Source organism: Nocardia sp. NPDC051756 (assembly GCF_040681495.1).
In the GTDB taxonomy this organism is placed as follows: Bacteria; Actinomycetota; Actinomycetes; order Mycobacteriales; family Mycobacteriaceae; genus Nocardia.
The window spans coordinates 406,335-428,137 of record NZ_JBFAYV010000001.1 but is presented as its reverse complement, the minus strand read 5'-3'; the positions used below and the strand labels follow the sequence as shown (position 1 = coordinate 428,137).

Here is a 21,803-nt window from a genome sequence, read left to right as displayed (position 1 = left end):
TTCAGCCGAACAGGACCACACCCAGGGCCGCGATGAAGACGACCTGGACGGCGGTGCGCAGCGGGAGCGGCATGGTCTTGATGCCCAGATCGGCCTTCGCGGCGCGAATGTTGGCCGGGAACAGGAAGATCAGCAGCACGATCAGCGCGCCGGCGGCGAGTTTCGCGGTGGCCGGGATGAGCAGCCCGGCCCCGCCCGCCAGTTCGAGGACGCCGGTGAGGGCGACCAGTGCGGCCGGGTTCGGCAGCTTCGGCGGCACCATCGCGACCAGGGCCTCCCGCCGCGGGGACAGGAAGTGCGCGCTGGCGGTCAGTGCGAACATGGCCGCCAGGCCGAGTGCGACGGCGTGCGGCCAGGAATCCAGCCATTCGGGCCCGGCCAGCCGGCCGATGAGCCGAGCCAGTGCGGTGACGACGGCGAGTACAACCAGCGGTGCCATCAGGGTCTCCTACGTTCCAACGATCAATCTTGACACTGGAAAGATTAGAACCGTGCCGCAAACTTGTCAATGACTAGATTCTCGGGCACCATCGAGACATGGCGAAGAGCGGCTATCACCACGGCGATCTGCGGGCCACCATCCTGGCGGCAGCGGCCGACCAGATCGCGAGCGACGGCGTCGACGCGGTCTCCCTGCGCGAACTGGCCCGCCGGGCGGGCGTCTCGCACGCGGCGCCCGCACATCACTTCGGCGACCGGGCCGGCGTGCTGACCGCGCTCGCGATCGAGGGATTCGAACTGCTGGCCGCCGAGCTCGCGCAGGCGGCCGGCGACTTCCGCGAGGTCGCCGTCGCCTACATCCGGTTCGCGCGCGAGCATCCCGGGCATTTCGACGTGATGTTCCGGCACAGCCTGTTACGCGCCGACGATCCGCGCCTGGACGAGGCGCGCCTGCGTTCGGCGGCCGCGTTGCGCAACGGCGTGTCCGTCATCCGCCCCGGCGACGTCGAGCAACAGCAGGCCACGCAGTTGGCTGCCTGGTCGCTGGTGCACGGTTTCGCCGCGCTGTGGCGCGAAGGGGCGCTGGACAATTCGAGCCTGGCCGGCGACACCGACCCCGAAACCCTGGCGCGCCGTATGCTCGCCACCGTGCGCTTCGACTGACCGGCAAACTCCGCCGTCCGGCAGCAAATCCCGGACAACGCGAACAACCCGCGCGCGCGTACGGCACAGTGGGGCACCAGGATTGCGGAAAGGAGTTGGCGCCACCACCGGTGGCCGCCGTCGACACCATGGACATCCATGCTTACCCGACCGAGTGCACCACCCCGGTGACCCTCGCCGAAGCCGAACGCCTCACCGAGCGCTACCTGTCCTTCGACGACGACGCCGGACGCGGGATCACCAATCGGATCACCGAATTCGACAGCTGCTTCGTCGTCGTCGCCATCTTCACCCCGCCGCCACCCACCGAAACCCGCACTCCGCCAAGCCCGCTGCCCATCGGCGGCACGGTGAGCACCATCGACAAGGCCAGCGGCGCCATCACCCTGTGGCCGACCTACCCGCCCGACCTGGTCGCCGAACACCACGCCGCGGCGGTGCGCACGGACCGGCTGATCATCGAGGAAACCTGGCCTGCGACCAGCTGATCACGCCAACGCGGCGCTGATGCGATGACGGTCGCCGTCGCCCGCGGGCAGTTGGAGGACGAGCAGCAGGTCCGGGTTCTCGACCAGCCTGAGTTGGAAGAGTTCGAGATCGAGCGCACCGGCCGCCGGGTGATCGATGCCGATGGTGGCGGCGCGGAAGTCGCGGACCGGGTATTCCGACCACCAGGTGCGGAATTCGCGGCTCGCCTCGGTCAGGGCGGCGACGAGGGCGGCCAGCCGCTCGTCGTCGGGGCGACGGCCGACCACCGCACGGAACTGACTGAGCACCGCGCGGGCGGCAGGTTCCCAGCGGCGCATGGCTTTTCGATTGCCCTCGTCGGTGAACATCATCCACACCAGGTTGCGGCGGTCCGGATCGAGCGCGACCGGATCGATCCGGATCCGCGCGTACGCGTCGTTCCAGACCACGAAATCGAAACGGCCGTCATGGATTACGGCCGGACTCGGCGTCATCGAATCGACCAGTCGCTGTAGCCGCGCCTGCTCCTCCCCCGGCTGCGGCGCGGCCACCGGATCGGCCAACCCCGCCAGCCTGCGCAGATGCCGGTGCTGACCGGCGTCGAGCCGCAGCGCGCGAGCGAGCGCGTCGACCACCTGCGGGCTCGCCGCGATCTTGCGTCCTTGCTCGAGCCAGGTGTACCAGGTGAGGCTTACTCCGGCCAGCTCCGCGACTTCCTCACGACGCAGACCCGGCGTGCGCCGCCGGCCCGGTTCCAGATCGGGCGGCAAGCCGACATCGGCGGGCTGGACGCGGGACCGCTGCGCACGCAGGAATGCCGCCAGTTCGGCACGCTGATTTTCGCTCATCGAATTCCCTTTGTAGGTAGCAGTATTGGTAACAGGACCAAGCCGCTGCCCGTCTCTAACGTCTTACTCAACGGGAGATCGACACACGATCACCACACCAAGGGAGTTTGACATGAACAGCAACAAAGGACCGGTTCTGGTCATCGGCGCCACCGGGCAGCAGGGCCGGGCGACCACTGCGCAACTGCTCGAACGTGATTGGGAGGTACACGCTTTCGTCCGCGATCTGGCGGCGCCCGCCGCCGGCGCACTGCGCGACTCCGGCGCCAATCTGATCGAGGGTGACCTGGATGATCCGGATTCCGTGCGGGCAGCGATGGACGGCGCGTACGGCGTCTTCATGATGTTGACCATGATGACCGGCGTCCACATCACCCCGGCGGGCATCGAAGCGGAGCAACGACGCGGCAAAGCGATGGCCGACCTCGCGAAGGCGTCCGGAATCGAGCATCTGGTGTACAGCTCGCTCAAGGGCGCGAACGAGAACTCGGGTATCGAGTATTACGCGGCGAAGACCGCCATCGAGGCGCATATCGAGTCGCTCGAGTTGCCCGCCACGGTGCTGCGTCCGGTCTTCTTCATGGACAATTTCAACGCCTTCAATCGACCTATAGTCGACGAAAACGGCGAACTGGTGCTGAATCTCGCGGTCCGCGCCGACATCCCGGTCTCGCTCGTCTCGGTGCACGACATCGGCGCCTTCGCCGCCATCGCCTTCGACCACCCCGACGACTATCTCCACCGCGCCGTCCCCCTGGCCGGCGACCGCCTCACCCCACCGGAGATCGCCGAAACCTTCGGCCGCGTCGCCGGCCTGCCCGCCCGCAGCAACCAGGTCCCGATCGAACAGGTTCGCGCGTTCGACGAGCAGGTGGCGAAGATGTTCGCCTACTTCAACGACCGCCCCGACGAGCCCATCGACACCGCGACCCTGCGCAAGGACCACCCGGGACTGCACACGCTCGAATCCTGGCTGCACGCAAGCAATTGGAAGGCCTGATCCCGGATTGTCACATCCGCGTCGGCTGCGTCGTCATATCGGTAAAGAGCTGCTGCGGTGGCTGGGAGGCGACTCCCGGCCGGGACGAAAGGGAACGATCATGACTGGGACGATTCTGGTTACCGGCGGGACCGGCACGTTGGGGCAGCATGTGGTTCCGCTGCTGGTGGCCGCGGGCGCGAAGGTGCGGCTGTTGAGCCGCAACCCGCACGAGCCTGCGGACGGCATCGAGTACGTGACCGGTGACCTACTGAAGGGCGAGGGCGTGGCGGCCGCGGTCGACGGGGTCGAGACCGTGCTGCACCTCGCGGGCGGGCCGAAGGGCGACGACGTGGCCACCGCGAATCTGGTCGACGCTGCGGCACGCGCGGCCGTGGGACACATCGTGTACATCTCGGTCATCGCGGCGGACGCGATTCCGCTGGGCTACTTCCGGGCCAAGGCGGAAGCGGAGCAGATCATCGCCGGGTCAGGGGTGCCGTGGACGACGTTGCGGGCCGCGCAGTTCCACGATCTGGTGTTGAACGCGGTGCGCACGCTGGCGAAGCTGCCGGTGGTGCCGATTCCGGGCGGGGTGCGGTTGCAGCCGGTCGACGCGCGCGACGTCGCGGCGCGGCTGGTGGAACTGGTGCTGGACGAACCGGCCGGGCTGGTGCCGGATCTGGCCGGGCCGCGGGTGTATGAGCTGGCCGAGCTGGTGCGCGTCTACCTGCACGCGAGCGGAAAGCGGCGGCCGCTGCTGCCGGTGCGGATGCCGGGTAAGGCGGGCAAGGTGTATCGGGCCGGCGCGAACCTGACCTTCGACGGCACCCAGCTCGGGCGGCGGACCTGGGAAGAGTTCCTTGCCGAGCAGGTCGGCTGAGACCGCTCGAAGGCGCGCTGCCGCAACCTCATCCGCGGGGGTGAGGTTGGTATCAGTCCGGAGAGTGAGGCGATCAGGCGGACGAACGGTTCAGACTGATTGTTTGTGAGGCTTTTCAGTGCGGCGACCCGGGCCGCGGACGACGCGACACGGCGGCTGATCGAACGGGTCGAGCACTTCCCGCCCGGCACGGTCGATGTCGTATTGACCGTCGTGGTCACCCTCGCCACCGTCGGGCCCGCGATCTTCGCTGGCCGGCCCTGGTGGGTGCTCGCGCTGTCGGCGGTCGCGTCCGTGCCGGTGCTGTGGCGGCGGCGCGCACCGCTCACGGTTTTCCTGGTGGTCGGTCCGGCGATGACCGTGCTCGCCTGCCTGCACGCGATGCCCGAACTGCCCTACGGCACCGTGGTATGCGCGTACACCATCGCCGCGTACAGCCCGCCGGTGCGGCGGCGCGGCGCGTTCGTCGCCGGGGTGGTAGGCATCCTGATCTCCCTGGTCATCCCGGACGAGAGCCCCGATTCCTACGCCTACGCGGCGATGTCCTTCCTCACCGCGTGGACGCTCGGCACGGGTGTCCGGGCGCGGCGGACGCAGATCGAGATGCTCGAGGAACGCGCCCGGCGGCTCGACGAGGAACGCTTCGCGGCCTTGGACCGGGAGCGCCTGCGGATCGCCAGGGATATGCACGACATCGTCACCCACTCGGTCGGCGCGATGATCGTCCAGGCCGAGACCGGTCCGCTGTTCACCGATCTGGCGCAGGCGGATGCCACGTTCGCGAGCATTGCGGACACCGGCCGGGTTGCGGTGCAGCAGCTTCGGCGCAGTCTGGATACGTTGCGCGGCGAATCCGCCGATCCGCGACACCAACCCGGCATCGAGGCGATCGCCGATCTGGTCGAGCTGTCGCGGCGCGGCGGGCTGGCCGCGTCGCTGGACGAGGACGGAGCGCGGCGCACGGTGTCCGACGACGTCGCGGTCACCGCGTACCGGGTGGTGCAGGAAGCGTTGGCCAACACCATGAAGCACGCGCGTGCGACCGCTGTGCAGGTGTCGCTGCGGTGGTCGGATCAGCTTCTCACGGTGCGGGTTTCCGATGACGGCGCAGGTCAGGGGCTGGCGAAGCCCGGCGGGTACGGACTGCTCGGGATGCGTGAACGAGTCACCGGCACCGGCGGCACGTTGCGGCATGGCCCCTCGGACAACGGATTCGACGTAGCCGCCGAACTGCCTCTCGGACAAAGGAGTTGAGCATGCGGGTGCTCGTAGTCGACGACCAGGACCTGTTCCGAGCAGGTTTCGGCCTGATCCTGGAGGCCCAACCGGATATCACCGTGGTCGGCGAGGCCGCCGACGGACTGGAGGCGATCGAGAAGGCCCGCCTGCTGACGCCCGATGTGGTGGTCATGGACGTCAGGATGCCGCGCCTGGACGGCGTGGCCGCTACCCACCGGATCTGTGCCGAGACCTCAGCGAAAGTGTTGGTGCTCACCATGTTCGACCTCGACGAGTATGTCTTCGATGCCCTGCGGGCGGGGGCAAGCGGATTCCTGCTCAAGGATGTCCGCCGCGACGAGCTGGTCGACGCGGTCCGCGTCGTCGCCGCCGGCGAGGCTCTATTGGCACCGACCGTGACCCGGCGGCTGATCGCCGAGCTGACCGGGCGCGGACATCCGCGACCCGAGCTTGCCCGGCGGCTCGACGAGCTGACCGAGCGGGAGCGGGATACATTGCGGCAGTTGGCCCGTGGACTCTCCAATGCCGAAGTCGCCGCGGCGCTGACGGTCAGCGAGCACACGGTGAAGACGCATGTCAGCTCGGTGCTGGCGAAGCTCGGGCTGCGAGATCGGGTGCAGGCGGTGGTGTTCGCGTACGAGGCGGGGCTGGTGAAGCCGGGGGCGGTAGCCGGCTGATCCGTCGCACGAGCGAGGCCTGGTTCGGTCGTTTCGGCGATGTGCGGGACAGTTCGGGTGCCGAACATCTAGGTGGTGAAACGCTTTCTGTTCGCCGCGCTGGCGATCGTGACCTCCGCGCTGCTCTGGCATTTCGGTACCGGCTTGCGTCCGTTGCCCGGGTTGGCTTTTCTTGCTCCGCTGCCGGTGTTGTTGCTGGTGCCGAGGGCGTCGGCGGTGACGGCCTTCCTCGCGGGATATTTGTCCTGGCTCGGTGGCGAATTGACGATGTGGTCCTACTTCACCGAAACGCTCGAACAGCCTGTGCCGGTGACGGTTCTGCTGCTCGGCGGAACTGCGTTGCTGTACGGCGGCATCGTCACGGTGACGCGAGCGCTGTTGCTACGCGGACGGCCCGGTTTGGCAGTCGTGGCGCTGCCCGCCGGTTGGGTGACGGTGGAATTCCTACTCGCAGTGGCGGGTCCGTTCGGTGCGTGGTGGAGCATCGCCTACACCCAGGCCGACGTGTTGCCCCTGATCCAGACGACCTCGCTTACCGGGGTGTGGGGTGTCACCTTTGCGATTCTGCTGGTGCCGTCGGCAATCTCGGTGTTCGTCGCTCCGGAAGTCACTCCGGCACAACGCCTTCGAGCGGTCGGCGGGACGGCGGTTGTGCTGATTGCGGTCGGCGCGTTCGGATTCTGGCGGTTGGCCGTTCCGCAGGAACACGATTCGGCGCGGGTGGGACTGGTCGCGGTGGCGCAGCCGCCGGACTACGTGCCGGTCGATTCGGCCGATGGGCGGGACATGGTGGCACGGGTCGTCGTCGAGATCGAACGATTGGCCGACCAGGGCGCACAAGCGGTGGTGCTGCCGGAAAAGTCCTGGCGTGCCGATGATTCCACGCTCGCGGTACTGTCCGGACCACTGACGGAGGTGGCGGCCCGACGCAACATTCAGGTGATCGCCGGGCTGATCCTGACCTCCGGCGAGATCAGCTACAACGCCGCGATCGACTATCCCTCCGGCGTGCAATACGCGAAGCACTACCTGATTCGCGGACTGGAGGACGAGCACACACCGGGAACGCAGTGGCAGAACGTTCCCGGCCGGCCATGGGCCTTGGCGGTCTGCTACGACCTGGACCACCCGGATCTCGTCCTGGCGAACCAACGGCGCGGCGCGACATTACTGCTGGTTCCCGCACTGGATTTCACCGACGACTACTGGCTGCACAGCCGGATGGCCGTGCAGCGTGGCGTCGAGTCCGGAATGGGTGTCGCGCGCGCCCCGCAACTCGGCGAACTCGTGGCCAGCGATTCCCGCGGGCACGTACTCGCCTCCGCGCCAACGGATGTCACAGTGACGCGGGCCATAGTCGCCGACATCCCACTCACCTCGGGCGGCACGGTGTATGCGCGGTTCGGGAATTGGTTCGGCTGGACCTGCGTGGCACTGTTCGGCGTCACGCTCGGCGGGGCGGCGTGGCGCAAGCGGTCTCCCTGACGAACGGCGTTCGGCCCCCGTCGGCCCGCTACCTCGGCGACGAACAAGTGCCGCCCAGTTGCGGCACTGTTATCAATTCGTTACCATTCTGACATTCACGCACTTCACCGCAGGTAGCGATGTTCGTCCGGTGCGTACGCACCGGAGGGTCGCTGTTTGCGCGGATTGAAACGTGGGTATCGGTCTAATTCGTGCCCGGTCTCTGGTGTCAGAACCCGGAGGCGGGCCGAAACGAGTCCGTTCGGCGGGCTGGAGAGGACGCGCACGTGACTGACGGGGACCCCGAGAGTTTTCCACTACGGCGATCGGTCGCCGCTTCCGCGATGGGCAACGCCACCGAATGGTTCGACTACGGCGTCTACGCCGCGACGGCCACCTACCTGACCGACGCCTTTTTCCCCGGCGACCTCGGCACGCTCGGCACCATGCTCGGCTTCGCCGTCTCGTTCCTGCTGCGCCCGCTCGGCGGCATGGTGTGGGGGCCGCTCGGCGACCGGATCGGCCGAAAGGCCGTGCTGGCCACCACGATTCTGCTGATGGCCGCGGCCACCGGCGCCATCGGCCTGCTGCCGACGCATACCGAGATCGGCGTTTTCGCGCCGATCCTGCTCATCGCGCTGCGGGTCGTCCAGGGCTTCTCCACCGGCGGTGAATATGGCGGCGCCGCAACCTATCTGGCCGAATGCGCAAGCGACAAGCGACGCGGATTCCTCGGCAGCTTCCTCGAATTCGGCACGCTGGCAGGCTTTGTCGGCGGTTCGGCGACGGTGCTCGTCTGCCAGCTCGCGTTCGGCTCGGACGCGATGCACAGCTGGGGCTGGCGCATCCCGTTCCTGCTCGCCGTCCCGCTCGGCCTGGTCGGCTGGTACCTGCGCTCGAAACTCGACGAGAGCCCGGTGTTCAGCGAGGTCGCCGAGGAGGACACGAAGCATCCGCCCGGCGGCCTGCGTGGCCTGCGCGAACTGGTCACCACCTACCGGCGCGAGCTACTCACCATGGCCGGGCTGGTCGTCGCCCTCAATGTCGTGAACTACACGCTGCTCACCTATCAGCCGACCTACTTGCAGAAGACCATCGGCATGAGCGAGTCCGGCGCGACCACGATGATGCTGATCGGTCAGACCGTGATGATGGTGGTGCTGCCGTTCTTCGGCATGCTGTCCGACCGGGTCGGCCGTCGGCCGATGTGGTTGTTCTCGCTGGTCGGGCTGGGCGTGCTGGCGATTCCGCTGTATTGGCTGATGGGCCAGGGCACCGCGTGGGCGATCACCGGCTTCGTCGTGCTCGGCCTGCTGTACGTCCCGCAGCTGTCCACGATCAGCTCCACCTTCCCGGCGATCTTCCCGACCCAGGTCCGCTACGCCGGCTTCGCGCTGGCCTACAACGTCTCCACCGCGGCGTTCGGCGGTACCGCACCGCTGGTCAATGAGGCGGCGATCGAGTGGACCGGCTGGTCGCTGTTCCCGGCCGCCTACATGGTCGGCGCGAGCATCGTCGGCCTGGTCGCCTGGTGCTTCCTGCGCGAGACCGCCGGAACATCGCTGCGCGGCACCGAGGTCCCCGATGCGGGCGACGACCTCTCCCTGGACTCGATACTGCCCGGCAAGGCCGCTGTAGCCCCTTAAGCGGCACCGAATGGGACATGATTGAGCGACTTCTCGACGTTCGCGGCGGCCATGTCCCGTTCACTCTCGACTTGTTTCGATTTCAAGGTTTAATTTTCGTTCGATCGGGAAAAGCGGCGCGCTCCGGTAAATGGCCGGATCGAATCTATTCGAATTCGGCGGTGTAGGCGGACGGGCCGCGATCGGGGTGACTTGCCTGCACTACCGGCGTCCTGCTCATTTCGAAGGATCGGCACTAACGTGTTGAGCGTTTGATCAGCATGTACCACTTCGAAACGAGAAGGGGCTACACATATGATTGGCAAGATCGGAGCCGCGGCCGCCGCAGGGCTGACCGCGACACTATTGCTAGCCGGCGGTGCCGGAGCGAATACCTTCCAGACCGATCAATCGATCGGCGGATTCACCGCGGTCAGCAAGCAAGACCCGGAGAAGTGCAAAGAAGACGGCAAGAAGAAGACCGATCCCGCCCCCGGCGGCGCCGCCCCGAGTGACCCCGGAGCGGCCGGTAGCGACCAGTCCGGATCCGAGCCGTCCGGCGCGGAGCCGCAGTCGAATCCACCGGCACCTGAGCCGGCCGCCGGCATCCTGCCGAGCACCGGCAGCGCGACCGGAAAGACCACCCGCGAGCCCGGCGACCAAACGGAACAGACGGCCCCGCAGAAGAAGGAATGCAAGACCGACGGCGCCGATAAAGGCAAGGGCGCCGACAAGAGCAAGGGTGCCGAAACCGAACCGAGCGGCGGAGCCGAGGCAGCACCACCGAGCGCCGGCGGGGAGACAGAACCCCCGGCGGGGCAAGCGCCTGCCGCCCCCACCGCTCGCACAACACACTGAGACTCCCCCTGGTGCAGTCCCGCAACTGAACAGCCGATCGACCCGCCCGACGTATTCACCAACTACCCGCGCCACCGCAACCCCGGCGGCAGCCGCCCTCCCACGCGGTAAAGGGTCAGGCGTCGAAGCGAAACCGGAACTGTTCGGCGTCGTCGCCGTGCCTCATGCTCGGCGACGACGCGCACCGGTTTCAGCTCCGCCCTCCGCCGCATCAAGTCGGCCGAATTCTTCAGATTCTCCGATTTTCACCCATTACCCCTGGTAGCCACGCCAAAAGTGGACACAGTGAGCACTCGGCGCCCCGAGTAGATTCCGCCACGCCGGGCTCATTTCATACCGACCAGTTTTGCTCATTGTGATGTGAGCCACTAACGTGTTGAACGTTTGATCAGCATGTACGGATGTACCACTTCGATTAGAGAAGGGGCTCCACATGAAAATCATGCTAGGAACCGCGGCCGCAGCAGCACTGACCGCGTCTCTCGTATTCGCCGGCGTCGCCGGCGCGGAAACCCCGCAGACCGGCGGATTCGCCGCCGCCGGCCAACCCGCACCCCCGTCGGGCGGCGCGCAGGGCGGTGGGCAGCTCGGCCCGAACGGCGGCGGCGCAAACGGCGGCGCCCAGACACCCGGCGGCAACGCACAGGGCGGCGCTCAAGCCGGCCCGAATGGCGGTGGCGCACAGGGTGGCGTCGAGACCCCCGGCGGTGGCGCACAAGGCGGCGCTCAAGCCGGCCCGAATGGCGGTGGTGCACAGGGCGGCGTCAACACCCCTGGCGGCGGCGCACAAGGCGGCGCACAGGTCGACCCGAAGGGCGGCGGCGCACAAGGCGGCGTGCAAGCTCCGGCCATGCCGGACTTGAACAGCCTGCCGGGCGCGAACCTCCTGCCTCCGGGTGTCCTGCCGGGGTCCGGCCCCGCGCCAAGCGCACCTGGTGCCGCTCCCGGCAATCCCGGCGCCGCACCAAGCGCACCAGCAGCCGGCGCGCCCGCCCTGCCGAACCTGAGCAACATGTTCGGCTTCGGCGGCTGAACGCATTGAGGCAACGCAGCCAGCGCAGCCGGGCTGGCAAACCAGCCCATCGCCGGAACGCACCCTGGTGCAATTCGACGTCTGAACTGGCGATCGGTCCGCTCGACGAATTCATCGACAGTCCGCGCTGCCGCCGTCGCGGCAGCTGCGAGGCAGTCGAGCCGTGAGGATTGCGCGTCGAAGCAAAGCCGAATTGGTCAGTGTCGTCGCCGAGTTGGTTACTCGGCGACGACCTGCCGATCGATAGTGAACCAATGCCCCGGGGACAGTGCCCGAATCCGTCGACGGCATATCCCCAGCAAGGCGGGCGGTTTTTCGCATTGTGCCGAACCACCGGCGGTTGAGCGTTTGAATAAACCTGCACTCATGTACCACTTCGAGACGAGAAGGGGCTACACATGAAGATCCTGCTAGGAACCGCGGCCGCCGCAGGCGTCACCGCGACACTCTTGTTCGGCGGCGTTGCCGAGGCCAATGCCTTCCAACCATCCCCGCCCGCGGCAGGCGGCCAGGCCGCACCGGCACCGGCACCGGCCGCGCCCGGCGCGACGCCGCAGGGTGGCGCAGCTCCCCAGGGCGCTGCTCCGCAAGGTGGCGCGGCCCCCCAAGGCGCGGCTCCCCAGGGCGGCGCGGCCCCGCAAGGCGCTGCTCCGCAAGGTGGCGCGGCCCCCCAAGCCGCCGCTCCCCAAGGCGGCGCAGGCGACGGAGCGGCCCCGCAAGGCGGTGCAGGAGCAGGCGGTGGCACGCCGCAAGCCGCGCCGGGTGGCGGGGCAGGCGGCCAGACCCCGCAAAGCGACCCGTTGAAATCGGGCGGCGCAGGCAGCCCGACCGACCCCGGCCTCGCAGCCAACGTGGAAAATCTGACGCGAAGCCTGACCGAACTGAACAACCTGCTGAAGCCGCAGGGCGGCCCGACGCCTCCGCCCGAGGCCGCGCCTGCCGCTCCGCCGGCAGCGACGCCATAGATCTTCGGCGTCCGGTCCGCCCGCGCCACGGCGAAATCGCAGGCCGACCACACGCGAACTCCCGCAACCTTCCTCAGGAAGTGTTGCGGGAGTTCGCTTTTGGCTACTTCTTACAGCGGCGTCACGTAAGCGCCGGAGATACCACCGTCCACCAGGAACTGCGACGCGGTGATGAACGACGCATCATCGCTGGCGAGAAACGCTACGGCGGCGGCGATTTCCTCGGGCTCGGCGAAGCGTCCCGTCGGGATATGCACCAGGCGGCGGGCCGCCCGCTCCGGATCCTTGGCGAACAGCTCCTGCAACAGTGGCGTGTTCACCGGCCCGGGGCACAGCGCGTTGACCCGGATGCCGTTGCGTGCAAACTGAACTCCGAGCTCACGACTCATCGCGAGCACACCGCCCTTCGACGCGGTGTAGGAGATCTGCGAGGTGGCCGCGCCCATCACCGCGACGAACGAGGCGGTGTTGATGACCGATCCCTTGCCGCGTTCCAGCATGTGCCCGATGGCGTACTTGCTGCACAGATACACGGAGGTCAGGTTGACCTCCTGCACCCGCCGCCACGCGTCGAGCCCCGTGGTGAGGATCGAATCGTCTTCCGGCGGCGAGATTCCCGCGTTGTTGAAGGCGATGTCGAGCCCGCCGTAGGTGTCGACGGCGGTCTGGAACAGGGCTTCGACCTGTGCCTCGTCGGTCACGTCCACCTTGACGTACAAGCCGCCGACTTCGGCGGCCGCCGCCTCACCGGAGGTGGCGTCGATATCGGCGACGACGACCTTCGCTCCCTCGGCGGCGAAGCGGCGGACCGTGGCGAGGCCGATGCCGCTTCCGCCGCCGGTGACGACGGCGACTCGATCCTGTAAGCGCTGCAAGGCATCTCCTGTCAGGTATGGGGTTTGTTCACTGAGTGGCGATGAAGACGTTCTTGGTTTCGGTGAACGCCAACGCCGCATCGGGACCGAGCTCACGCCCGAGCCCGGACTGCTTGAATCCGCCGAACGGCGTCCAATACCGCACGGAGGAATGCGAATTCACCGACAGGTTCCCGGCCTCGACGCCGCGGGAGACCCGCAGCGCCCGGCCGACGTCGTTGGTCCAGATGGAGCCGGACAACCCGTACTCGGTGTCGTTGGCGATCCGGATCGCATCGGCCTCGTCCTCGAACGGGAGCACCGCGACCACCGGGCCGAACACCTCCTCGGTGAGGATCCGGTCGGTGGGTGATTCCGGCAGCACCACCGTTGGCGGATACCAGAATCCGGGCCCGTTGGGCCGATCGCCGGTGAACGCGATCTTGGTCGACGCCTCGATGAACCCCGCTACCCGCTCGCGGTGCGCGGCGGAGATCAGCGGGCCCATCTCGGTGGACTCCTGCGTCGGATCTCCGACCTTCACCCCTTGCACCGCGGGCTCCAGCAGCTCCATGAACTTATCGAACACACTGCGCTGCACCAGAATTCGCGACCGCGCGCAGCAATCCTGCCCGGCATTGTCGAACACGCCGTACGGCGCGGTGGCCGCCGCCCGCTCCAGATCGGCGTCGGCGAACACGATATTCGCGCTCTTGCCGCCGAGTTCGAGGGTCACCCGCTTCACCTGCTGCGCGCAACCGGCCATGATCTGCGTGCCGATCTCGGTCGACCCGGTGAACACCACCTTGCGCACCGCGGGATGGGTCACGAACCGGTGCCCGACCACCGAACCCTTGCCCGGCAGAACCTGAAAGACGTGTTCCGGCAAGCCCGCTTCGAGCGCCAGCTCACCCAGCCGGATCGCGGTCAACGGCGTCAGTTCGGCGGGCTTGAGCACCACCGTGTTCCCCGCCGCCAGCGCCGGCGCGAACCCCCACGCCGCGATCGGCATCGGGAAGTTCCACGGCACGATGATCCCGACGACGCCGAGCGGCTCGTGGAAGGTGATGTCCACCCCACCCGCGACCGGAATCTGGTTGCCCAGCAACCGTTCCGGGATGCCGGCCGCATAGTGCAGCAGGTCGCGGACATTGCCTGCCTCCCAGCGCGCGTTGCCGATGGTATGCCCGGAGTTGGCGACCTCCAGCTGGGCCAGCTCCTCCAGATGCGCGTCGACGACGTCCCCGAACCGGCGCAGCATCCTGGCCCGATCCCCCGGCGCCACCTCGCGCCAGGTGACCGCGGCCCACTGCGCCCGCTCGATCGCGGCGTCCGTCTCGGCCTCGCCGAGCAACTCGACCCGCGCCACCACCTGCTCGGTCGCCGGGTTGAGCACCTGCGCTGTCGTCACGAATTCCGCTCCCTTCGATAGTCTTCGGCCGCCGCGACCAGCGCCCTGATCAACCGGCGGTCGACCGCATCCACCTCCGGATGCCATTGCACGCCGACCAGAAACGGGCCGTCCGCCGTTTCCGCCGCCTCGATGGTGCCGTCCGCCGCGTGCGCGGTGGCCACCAGCTCCGCGGCCAGCACGTCGATCGCCTGATGGTGATGGCAGTTGACCTTCACCTGCGGCCCCGCGATCGCGGCGACCTTGCTGCCGGACACGGTCACCACCTCGGTGACGGTGAAGCCGCCGACGGTGCCCGAATGCTCGGCATGCCCGACGAGGTCGGGCAGATGCTGGCTCAGCGTGCCGCCCAGCGCGACGTTCACCACTTGTAAACCACGGCACACCGCCAGCACCGGCAGCTCCACCGCCCGCGCCAGCGCGTACAGCTCGAACTCGGACTCGTCCCGATCGGGCCGGGTGTAAGTGAGCGCGTGCTCCGTCGCGCCGTACCGAGCCGGCGACACGTCGGCACCGCCGGTCAGCACCAGCCCGTCCAGCCGCGCGATCAGCTCCGCCCTGGCCACCCCGACCGGCGGCAGCAGCACCGGAATACCGCCGACCTCCACCACCATCTGCACATAGCTGGCGGGCAGCACGGCGCTGTCGACGTTCCACGAGCCGAACCGCGCGGGCTCCAGGTAGGTCGGCAAGCCGATCACGGGCCGTGGCCCGGTGTGCACAACTCCGGTGGGCTGAACCTCAGAGTCGTTCGAATCCACGAATACGCTCCCAGTCGGTGACGGCGGCGTCGAAGGCATCCAGCTCGACCTTCGCCGCATTGCGGTAGTGCTCCACTACATCATCACCGAACGCGGTCCGCGCCACCTTGCTGTCCCCGAAGAGCTGCGCGGCCTCGCGCAGCGTGCGCGGCACCCGGGGCCGCTCCGACCGATAGGCATTGCCGTTGAACTCCGGCTCCAGCGGCAGCCGCTGCTCGATGCCGTGCAGCCCGGCCGCGATCGCGGCGGCCACGGCGAGATACGGGTTCACGTCGCCGCCGGGCACCCGGTTCTCCAGCCGCAACGACTGCCCGTGCCCGACCACGCGCAGGGCGCAGGTCCGGTTGTCCCGGCCCCAGGCGACGGCGGTCGGCGCGAAGCTGCCCGGCACGAATCGCTTGTAGGAGTTGATGTTCGGCGCGAGCAGGTAGGTGAACTCGCGCAGGCAGTCCAGCTGGCCAGCGACGAAATGCCGCATGAGCGGCGAGAATCCGTTGGCCTCGTCGCCGGCCAGCACGGCCTCGCCGGATTCCCCGCGCAGGCTGATGTGGATGTGGCACGAGTTCCCCTCGCGCTCATTGTATTTCGCCATGAAGGACAGACTGCGCCCCTCCTGGGCGGCGATTTCCTTCGCGCCGGTCTTGTAGATGCTGTGGTTGTCGCAGGTCTTCAGCGCCTCGTCGAAGCGGAAGGTGATCTCGTGCTGACCGGGGTTGCACTCCCCCTTGGCCGACTCGACATACATTCCCGCGCCGTCCATTTCGGTGCGGATGCGGCGCAGCAGCGGCTCGATGCGCCCGGTGCCGAGCAGCGAGTAGTCGACGTTGTACTGATTGGCCGGCCGCAGATCGCGATAGCCCGCGGACCAGGCCGCCTCGTAACTGTCGTCGAACACCAGGAATTCGAGTTCGGTCCCGACGAACGCGCGCAGCCCGCGCTCGGCCAGCCGGTCCAGTTGCGCGCGCAGCACCTGCCGCGGCGACACCCCGACGGGCTCCCCCTCGGGCGCCACCTTCTCCACATCGCACAGCACCAGCGCGGTGCCCGGCCACCACGGCACCAGCCGCAGCGTATCCAGGTCCGGGCGCAGCACGAAGTCCCCGTAACCGGTGTCCCAGGACGAGATCGCGTACCCGTCGACCGTAGCCATGTCCACGTCGACGGCGAGCAGATAGTTGCACGCCTCGGTCGCGTGCCGCACCACCTCGTCCAGGAAATACTGTGCCGCGCAACGCTTTCCCTGCAATCGACCCTGCATGTCGGTCATCGCGACCAACACCGTGTCGATCTCCCCGACCGCGACCAGCTCCCGCAACCGCGCCAGACTCAACATCCCGCTACGCATCCACAGCCCCTCTCGGCACCAACCGTGCCCACGCTAGAGCAAAAGCCGGGCATTTGTGATCGGACACACAAACTTCAGCGCGGGCAGTCCGGGATGGACGCACCGGGCTCGGTCACACCGGAGAGGTCTCGGATCCATCGCGCATCGCGGTGCCGACGGTGGTCACCCCGTCGTAGCACCAATCCTCCAGGTCCACGTCCGGTTCCCGGGTACGCAGTCAACGAGCACACCCGTTTCGCGGTCTGCGGCAGGGTGCTCGGCTCGGTGGTGTCGAACTCGACCTCGGTCGGTGCATCAGCCGAATCGGCCGGGCGAAGAGCATGCGGGCAACGAGGCGAGTGAAGTCCAGATGACCGGCAATCGCGTTGCGGGAGAAGGCGAGTGACCAGACGGTTTCGGTGGTGGCAGGGGCCGGTTCGCGGTCGGCGAAGCGGTCGGCGAGCCAGTCGATCATCACCGGGAGGGCGATGTATTGCAGGAGCAGGTGGGTGCTGAGGCGGTCGCGGAGGTAGCGCACGTGGGCGCCCGCCGCGGCGTAGCGGGCGACGTGGGCATCCACGTCGGCGACGGCGATGACCTCGTCGTAGACGCCCTGGAGGACGAGCATCGGCATGACCGGGGTGCGGCGGCCGGGCTGGATATCGCCCAGAACCCGTTGGAGTTCCGGTGACTCCAGGAGTGCGGTGAGGCCGCCGCGGCAGTGCCGGTCGATGTCGCGGCGGGCGAAGCGGTACAGCAGCGGGAGCGTCGCGGTCGCCTCGGTGTGGGCGAGCCAGCCGAGATAGCGGGCGTCCAGGTGGGTGCGCAGGAGCAGGTCGAGGTCGGGATACGCGCGGCGCAGCCCGGCGGTGAAGACCGCGGCGAAGCCGGCGAACAGCGAGCCGTTGAGGCGGACGAACGCGGCGGCGGGATCGCCGACCGGCGAGGCGGCGACCGCGCCGACGATGTTCAGCTCCGGCGCGTACTCGGCGGCCAGCTCCGCGGCCCATGCGGTAGCTAGGCCGCCGCCTGAATAACCCCACAGCGCAACGGGTGTGGCCGCGTCGAGGCCGAGCGGCGCGAACGCCGAACTCGCCCGGATCGCATCCAGCGCACGGTAGCCGGGTTCGCGCGCCACCCCGAACCGTCCCGCGGTCCCCCCGTGATCGGGCACCGACACCGCCCAGCCGCGAGCCAGCGCGCTGACGATGAGGGGCAGCTCCAGTTGCGGAATCGACCCGGCCGCTCGCGCGCCGCGCCGAAGCGCATAGGAAGGAAGGCATTTCGAGGCAACGGCGTCGATCGCGCACTGGAACGAGACGAGCGGGCGCGGCTCCGCCGGGTCGGCCCCCGACGGCAACAGCACGGTGGTGACCGCGACCTCGGGGACGTTGTCGAGGTCACAGGTCCGGTAGAGCAGCTGCCAGGCCGAGATCCGCTGCGGCACAGCGCCGAACAACGCGATCTCGACCTCCCTGGTGCGGACGATCGCACCGGGCGGTAGCTGCCTGAGCGCGGGTGGTGGCGCGTAGAACGGGTCCGCCTCGGGCAACAGCGGATAGGTGGAGCGTGGTTCGACGAGGGGACCGATGACACCCGGCGCGGGGTCGGCAATCATGCTGTTCATCCTCTCCACTGATGTCCGGGATCGTCGCGCCGTCGGTGCCGCAGCATGCCCACCTTCAAAATATCGAACTCATCGGCAGGAAAAGAATTGTCGTGGAAGACAATTCGTGCGCCGAAAGTTCTTCGGCCGCGCTCAGAGGCCGCCACCACCGCCGATCAGCCACGGATTGAACGCGCACTCCAGGTTCGGATACGCCACCGGATCGAGCGCGTGCAGCGCAATAGAGGCCGCGCGCGGCGAGTACATGATCGTCAGGTGGTCGGACAGATCCTGCTCGCAACCCGCTTGCAGGGTGATGTTGTCGACGGTGGCACCCGGTCCGGCCCGCAGGAACGACCAGTCGTAGGGATTCATCACCTGGTCGAGGCGGGACCCGACGGAGGTGTAGTCGACGCCGGAAACGGTGTCCCCCTGGGCATTCAGCGCCGCGTAGAACGACGAGCCCACCGCCTGCTGGATATTGGCGTACCCGACGATCGGCTGATAGAAGCCGAGAATGTCGACGCCGAGATTGTTGATCGTGCGACCCAGCGTCGCGATGCCCATGAGCGAGGTGCCGTGAAAGGTCGCCCCGAAGGAGATCAGCTTGCGCACCTTGCCCGCGCCGCCGTCGAACTTCAGGTACTGATCGGCCACCGTCCCGCCCTGCGAATGCGCGACGATGTCCACCGCCTCGGCGCCCGTCGCCGCCCGCACGCGATCGACGAACTCGCCCACCTGCCGCGCGGACTCCTCCATCCGCCCGACGCCGTAACGACCGGGCAGGATCGGGCCGAGACCGCCGCCGTCGAGCAGACCGGAACGGCCGAAATTGACCGCGAACACACAGAATCCGGCGCGCGCCAGGCGCGGCGAGAGGTAGGCGAAGCTGTCGTAGGCGTTCAGCCAGGTGCCGTGCAACAGCACCACCGGACGGGGATGGTCGGCGCTCGGGACGCAGTCCCAGCGGTTCGCGCCGGGCGGCGCCGCGTCGGGGTGCGCCAGGCCGTAGGCGAAGGCCGCCAGATACGCCGACATCTCCGGTCCCTCACCGAGCACATCGGAGGCGTGGCTGAGACCCGAGCTGCTGCCGGAATCCGTTACCGCTCTTGGTTGCCTGCCATCGGCCGCCGGTGTCAATCCGGCGCTGATGGCATCGGCGAGCGCCTGCTCCGCCGGCTCGATGCGCGGATCACCGTTCGCCCCACCGGAACCCAGGACGGTCGCCACGGTCAACCCGGCGATCACCGCGACACCACAGACGGCCCGTTTGGCGTGTTGCGTCATTGCAAACATTCAGTTCACTTCCCATTCGAGCGATGTGCGCGTCCGGGACCGGAATTGCCAACCGCCACACCTTGTTTCCCGCGCCACACCACCGTTCGAATGTGCTGCGCACCATATCGGGACTCTGCTCGAATCTAGGGCCGCCGCCGCGCCATTGTCACTGCACGCCGGGGAGAAGAATGCGCGCGCGAAGTTGTTGTCCGCGACAAAGTTCCGGCCGATGCGCCGGTTACCTTGCCGCAAAACCTGTCGTTGGAAACAATCGGCGCATGTCCCTCGCACTTTCCCCGCCGACCGGCAACGCACCATTGGTCACGCGGCTGCTCACCCGCTGGCCGCAGATCTCCGAACGCATGCTGGCCGCGGGGCTCGGCGCCACCCGGCCCGCCGCCGATCTGCCCGAGGGTCACTTCACCGCCGAGGTGCTGCCCGCTATCTACGCGTGCGGCCGGGCGGTCTTGCAGGCCATCGGCGAGCAGCGCGAGTTCACCAGGGCGGAGGTCGCGGCCTTCGTCGTCCCGGTGGCGCAGCGGCACGCGGAGGACCGGATTCCGTTGCCGCTGTTGATCGAGGCCATCCACGGCTCCGCGCAATCGGTGCTGCAAGAGGCGGTGGCGCTGGCCACGACGGCGGAGATGCACGACCTGACGGTCGTCGGCGGCCGGCTGCTCGACCTGCTGATGCACATCAACATCACCGTGGTCGAGACCTACACCGAGGTCGAGCAGTCGATCTACCACGCCGAACGCGAGGCCCGGCGCGCGCTGTGCGCCGCGCTGCTCGGCGGGTTACCCGCCGAAGAGCTTGCCGCGCGGGCCGATACGGCGCTGGCCGAGCGATACACCGTGCTGGCCATCCACATTCGCCACGACGAGCAGCCGAGCACCGTGGCCACGCTCATCAGCAGGCGGCGGATACGAATCCTGCAACGAGCCCTGGACGGCCTCGTCGGCACCACCGCGCTGGCCACCTTCGACGGCTCGACCGGAATCGCGTTGCTACCCAACGTCTCCGACGCGGACCCGACTGAGCCGGGCTACGAACATCTGGCCGCGGAACTCGCCGAGCAGTTCGGGGTAGCGGTGTTCATCGCCGAATATCGTTCGGTCACCAGGGAATCCGTGCCACAGACCGCGCGCGAGGCGACCGATCTGGCCGAACTGGCCCGCCTGCTCGGCAAACCGCCGGGCTGCTACCGACTCGATGACTTACTGCTGGAACACCAGCTCACCAGGCCGGGACCCGCGCGGGGAAGGCTGGTCGAACGGATCGCGCCGATCCTGCCGAGCCCCCATCTGATCGAAGCGCTCGACGCGCACTTACGCCACGGATCCGATCGGAAAGCGGCCGCCGCCGAGATCCACGTCCACCCCAATACATTCAGCTATCGCCTGCGCCGCATCGCGGAGCTCACCGGTATCGATCCCACCGAGCCGCATGATTCCCGGCTGCTCGCCGCGGCATTGACGATTCATCGCCTGTGCCCGGCGGCCGACGCGAAGGCCGCGGCGCCGCCGGGTCACGGGGTCGACTAGATAACGTGCCAGGCCTGCAACAGGTAGGTGATGTTGGCGGCAATGGACGTCACGACGTTCGCGAGATTCAACGCTGACGAACCCAGATCGATAATCGGCACCGAAATTCCTCCATCAGATGGGACTGCGAAATCCCCTCCAATGTAATGATCGCGGAGCGTGCTCAGCTGTTCGAGCGGTGATATGCGGCACGACCCGATTCGCCGATGTGGCGCGAAATGTTATGCCCAGCAGGCTTTTATGTGCTTCCCGATGGAACTTTGCCGATAGTTCGGCGTGCACTCGTTGTGAGAGAGTTCACCGGAAATTTCGCCACAGCAATCACAGCAGGCACAGACCGGAAAAATCGGTCGCGGCCTCCGGCGCTCACCGCATCCGAGGGTCGCCGCCACGCGACCACCGCACGCTCCGCCCGCCGCGCCGCGCGATGATTGCCCCTTGCTTTCCGCAGATACGGCAATAAACTGCCAATCGTGTCGGATTTGCGGATCAGTGAGGTGGCGGTGCTGGCGGGAGTCAGCGACGACACCGTGCGTCGATGGATCGATCAGGGCAAGCTCACCGCGATCCAGCTCGGCAACGGGCGCAAGGGCGTGCGCGGCCGGGAACTGGCCGAATTCCTGCAAGCCACCGCGGAGACCCCGGAACCGGGCGTCACCGTGGCCGCGTCCGCCCGCAATCGAATGCGCGGCATCGTGACGCGGGTGCTCAAGGACACCGTGATGGCGCAGGTCGAGATGCAGGCCGGACCGTTCCGGCTGGTCTCGCTGCTGAGCCGGGAGTCGGTCGACGAGCTCGGGCTCGAGGTCGGCAGCGTCGCGGTGGCGTCGGTCAAGTCGACACATGTCGTAGTCGAGATTCCGGAAAGTTGATGAGGTCGAA

21 protein-coding genes are annotated in these 21,803 nt (G+C 67.9%); 13 read left to right on the top strand and 8 right to left on the bottom strand.

The window, feature by feature from the left end; genetic code table 11:
- Window position 1 precedes the first annotated feature (1 nt).
- Window positions 2-439, bottom strand: coding sequence for a hypothetical protein (locus AB0M22_RS02075; RefSeq protein WP_364719886.1), 438 nt, complete (start codon window positions 437-439; stop codon window positions 2-4).
- 98 nt (window positions 440-537) lie between these two features.
- Between AB0M22_RS02075 and AB0M22_RS02070 the strand changes: the two genes are divergently transcribed.
- The gene (locus tag AB0M22_RS02070; protein ID WP_364719884.1) at window positions 538-1,104 is read left to right on the top strand and encodes a TetR/AcrR family transcriptional regulator; all 567 of its coding nucleotides are present in this window, start codon (window positions 538-540) and stop codon (window positions 1,102-1,104) included.
- A gap of 95 nt (window positions 1,105-1,199) precedes the next feature.
- Window positions 1,200-1,592, top strand: coding sequence for a hypothetical protein (locus tag AB0M22_RS02065; RefSeq protein WP_364719883.1), 393 nt, complete (start codon window positions 1,200-1,202; stop codon window positions 1,590-1,592).
- On the opposite strand, the gene AB0M22_RS02060 is transcribed toward AB0M22_RS02065, so the two are convergent.
- A complete protein-coding gene (locus AB0M22_RS02060; protein WP_364719881.1) occupies window positions 1,593-2,420 on the bottom strand; it encodes a helix-turn-helix transcriptional regulator in 828 nt (275 codons plus the stop codon).
- Window positions 2,421-2,532: 112 nt separating this feature from the next.
- Here AB0M22_RS02060 and AB0M22_RS02055 point away from each other — a divergent pair, with 112 nt between their 5' ends.
- The 9 genes from AB0M22_RS02055 to AB0M22_RS02015 all read left to right on the top strand — a co-directional run bounded on the left by AB0M22_RS02055 (window position 2,533) and on the right by AB0M22_RS02015 (window position 12,143).
- A complete protein-coding gene (locus tag AB0M22_RS02055; RefSeq protein ID WP_364719878.1) occupies window positions 2,533-3,420 on the top strand; it encodes an NmrA/HSCARG family protein in 888 nt (295 codons plus the stop codon).
- Window positions 3,421-3,520: 100 nt separating this feature from the next.
- Complete coding sequence (locus AB0M22_RS02050) at window positions 3,521-4,282, top strand: NAD(P)H-binding protein (RefSeq protein WP_364719875.1); 762 nt, start codon at window positions 3,521-3,523, stop codon at window positions 4,280-4,282.
- 105 nt (window positions 4,283-4,387) lie between these two features.
- Window positions 4,388-5,536, top strand: a complete 1,149-nt coding sequence (locus AB0M22_RS02045) for a histidine kinase (RefSeq protein WP_364719872.1) — start codon at window positions 4,388-4,390, stop codon at window positions 5,534-5,536.
- A complete protein-coding gene (locus AB0M22_RS02040; protein ID WP_364719869.1) occupies window positions 5,533-6,198 on the top strand; it encodes a response regulator transcription factor in 666 nt (221 codons plus the stop codon). Before AB0M22_RS02045 ends, AB0M22_RS02040 begins: the two co-directional genes overlap by 4 nt.
- A 75-nt stretch (window positions 6,199-6,273) precedes the next feature.
- The gene (locus AB0M22_RS02035; RefSeq protein WP_364719866.1) at window positions 6,274-7,683 is read left to right on the top strand and encodes a nitrilase-related carbon-nitrogen hydrolase; all 1,410 of its coding nucleotides are present in this window, start codon (window positions 6,274-6,276) and stop codon (window positions 7,681-7,683) included.
- 323 nt (window positions 7,684-8,006) lie between these two features.
- Window positions 8,007-9,308 carry an MFS transporter gene (locus AB0M22_RS02030; RefSeq protein WP_364721600.1) on the top strand — a complete coding sequence of 434 codons (1,302 nt, stop codon included), beginning with the start codon at window positions 8,007-8,009 and terminating at the stop codon, window positions 9,306-9,308.
- Between the two features lie 294 nt (window positions 9,309-9,602).
- The gene (locus tag AB0M22_RS02025; RefSeq protein WP_364719863.1) at window positions 9,603-10,145 is read left to right on the top strand and encodes a hypothetical protein; all 543 of its coding nucleotides are present in this window, start codon (window positions 9,603-9,605) and stop codon (window positions 10,143-10,145) included.
- A gap of 433 nt (window positions 10,146-10,578) precedes the next feature.
- On the top strand, window positions 10,579-11,178 hold the full coding sequence (locus AB0M22_RS02020; protein ID WP_364719860.1) for a hypothetical protein: 600 nt from the start codon (window positions 10,579-10,581) through the stop codon (window positions 11,176-11,178).
- 398 nt (window positions 11,179-11,576) lie between these two features.
- A complete protein-coding gene (locus AB0M22_RS02015) occupies window positions 11,577-12,143 on the top strand; it encodes a hypothetical protein (protein ID WP_364719857.1) in 567 nt (188 codons plus the stop codon).
- A gap of 110 nt (window positions 12,144-12,253) precedes the next feature.
- Here the strand turns inward: AB0M22_RS02015 and AB0M22_RS02010 are convergent, their stop codons facing one another.
- The 6 genes from AB0M22_RS02010 to AB0M22_RS01985 form a co-directional block, all read right to left on the bottom strand.
- The gene (locus AB0M22_RS02010) at window positions 12,254-13,018 is read right to left on the bottom strand and encodes a 3-oxoacyl-ACP reductase (protein WP_364719854.1); all 765 of its coding nucleotides are present in this window, start codon (window positions 13,016-13,018) and stop codon (window positions 12,254-12,256) included.
- A gap of 28 nt (window positions 13,019-13,046) precedes the next feature.
- The gene (locus tag AB0M22_RS02005) at window positions 13,047-14,408 is read right to left on the bottom strand and encodes an aldehyde dehydrogenase family protein (protein ID WP_364719851.1); all 1,362 of its coding nucleotides are present in this window, start codon (window positions 14,406-14,408) and stop codon (window positions 13,047-13,049) included.
- The gene (locus tag AB0M22_RS02000) at window positions 14,405-15,169 is read right to left on the bottom strand and encodes a gamma-glutamyl-gamma-aminobutyrate hydrolase family protein (protein ID WP_364719848.1); all 765 of its coding nucleotides are present in this window, start codon (window positions 15,167-15,169) and stop codon (window positions 14,405-14,407) included. The genes AB0M22_RS02005 and AB0M22_RS02000 overlap by 4 nt, the downstream gene beginning before the upstream one ends.
- Complete coding sequence (locus AB0M22_RS01995; protein WP_364719845.1) at window positions 15,150-16,514, bottom strand: glutamine synthetase family protein; 1,365 nt, start codon at window positions 16,512-16,514, stop codon at window positions 15,150-15,152. Before AB0M22_RS01995 ends, AB0M22_RS02000 begins: the two co-directional genes overlap by 20 nt.
- Window positions 16,515-16,731: 217 nt before the next feature.
- Window positions 16,732-18,111 carry a lipase family protein gene (locus tag AB0M22_RS01990; RefSeq protein WP_364719842.1) on the bottom strand — a complete coding sequence of 460 codons (1,380 nt, stop codon included), beginning with the start codon at window positions 18,109-18,111 and terminating at the stop codon, window positions 16,732-16,734.
- 141 nt (window positions 18,112-18,252) lie between these two features.
- Entirely contained in the window at window positions 18,253-19,386 is a 1,134-nt protein-coding gene (locus AB0M22_RS01985) for an alpha/beta fold hydrolase (RefSeq protein WP_364719839.1), read from the bottom strand.
- A gap of 269 nt (window positions 19,387-19,655) precedes the next feature.
- On the opposite strand from AB0M22_RS01985, the gene AB0M22_RS01980 reads away from it, so the two are divergent.
- Together AB0M22_RS01980 and AB0M22_RS01975 are read left to right on the top strand one after the other, a co-directional pair.
- Complete coding sequence (locus AB0M22_RS01980; RefSeq protein ID WP_364719836.1) at window positions 19,656-20,921, top strand: helix-turn-helix domain-containing protein; 1,266 nt, start codon at window positions 19,656-19,658, stop codon at window positions 20,919-20,921.
- 473 nt (window positions 20,922-21,394) lie between these two features.
- Complete coding sequence (locus AB0M22_RS01975) at window positions 21,395-21,793, top strand: TOBE domain-containing protein (protein WP_364719834.1); 399 nt, start codon at window positions 21,395-21,397, stop codon at window positions 21,791-21,793.
- Window positions 21,794-21,803 lie beyond the last annotated feature (10 nt).

Excerpts from the sequence above, each read along its gene's own strand:
- AB0M22_RS02075 (WP_364719886.1), bottom strand. The coding sequence starts at position 439 with ATGGCACCGCTGGTTGTACTCGCCGTCGTCACCGCACTGGCTCGGCTC.
- AB0M22_RS02070 (WP_364719884.1), top strand. The coding sequence starts at position 538 with ATGGCGAAGAGCGGCTATCACCACGGCGATCTGCGGGCCACCATCCTG.
- AB0M22_RS02060 (WP_364719881.1), bottom strand. The coding sequence starts at position 2,420 with ATGAGCGAAAATCAGCGTGCCGAACTGGCGGCATTCCTGCGTGCGCAG.
- AB0M22_RS02055 (WP_364719878.1), top strand. The coding sequence starts at position 2,533 with ATGAACAGCAACAAAGGACCGGTTCTGGTCATCGGCGCCACCGGGCAG.
- AB0M22_RS02050 (WP_364719875.1), top strand. The coding sequence starts at position 3,521 with ATGACTGGGACGATTCTGGTTACCGGCGGGACCGGCACGTTGGGGCAG.
- AB0M22_RS02030 (WP_364721600.1), top strand. The coding sequence starts at position 8,007 with ATGGGCAACGCCACCGAATGGTTCGACTACGGCGTCTACGCCGCGACG.
- AB0M22_RS02025 (WP_364719863.1), top strand. The coding sequence starts at position 9,603 with ATGATTGGCAAGATCGGAGCCGCGGCCGCCGCAGGGCTGACCGCGACA.
- AB0M22_RS02020 (WP_364719860.1), top strand. The coding sequence starts at position 10,579 with ATGAAAATCATGCTAGGAACCGCGGCCGCAGCAGCACTGACCGCGTCT.
- AB0M22_RS02015 (WP_364719857.1), top strand. The coding sequence starts at position 11,577 with ATGAAGATCCTGCTAGGAACCGCGGCCGCCGCAGGCGTCACCGCGACA.
- AB0M22_RS01995 (WP_364719845.1), bottom strand. The coding sequence starts at position 16,514 with ATGCGTAGCGGGATGTTGAGTCTGGCGCGGTTGCGGGAGCTGGTCGCG.
- AB0M22_RS01990 (WP_364719842.1), bottom strand. The coding sequence starts at position 18,111 with ATGATTGCCGACCCCGCGCCGGGTGTCATCGGTCCCCTCGTCGAACCA.
- AB0M22_RS01985 (WP_364719839.1), bottom strand. The coding sequence starts at position 19,386 with ATGACGCAACACGCCAAACGGGCCGTCTGTGGTGTCGCGGTGATCGCC.
- AB0M22_RS01980 (WP_364719836.1), top strand. The coding sequence starts at position 19,656 with ATGTCCCTCGCACTTTCCCCGCCGACCGGCAACGCACCATTGGTCACG.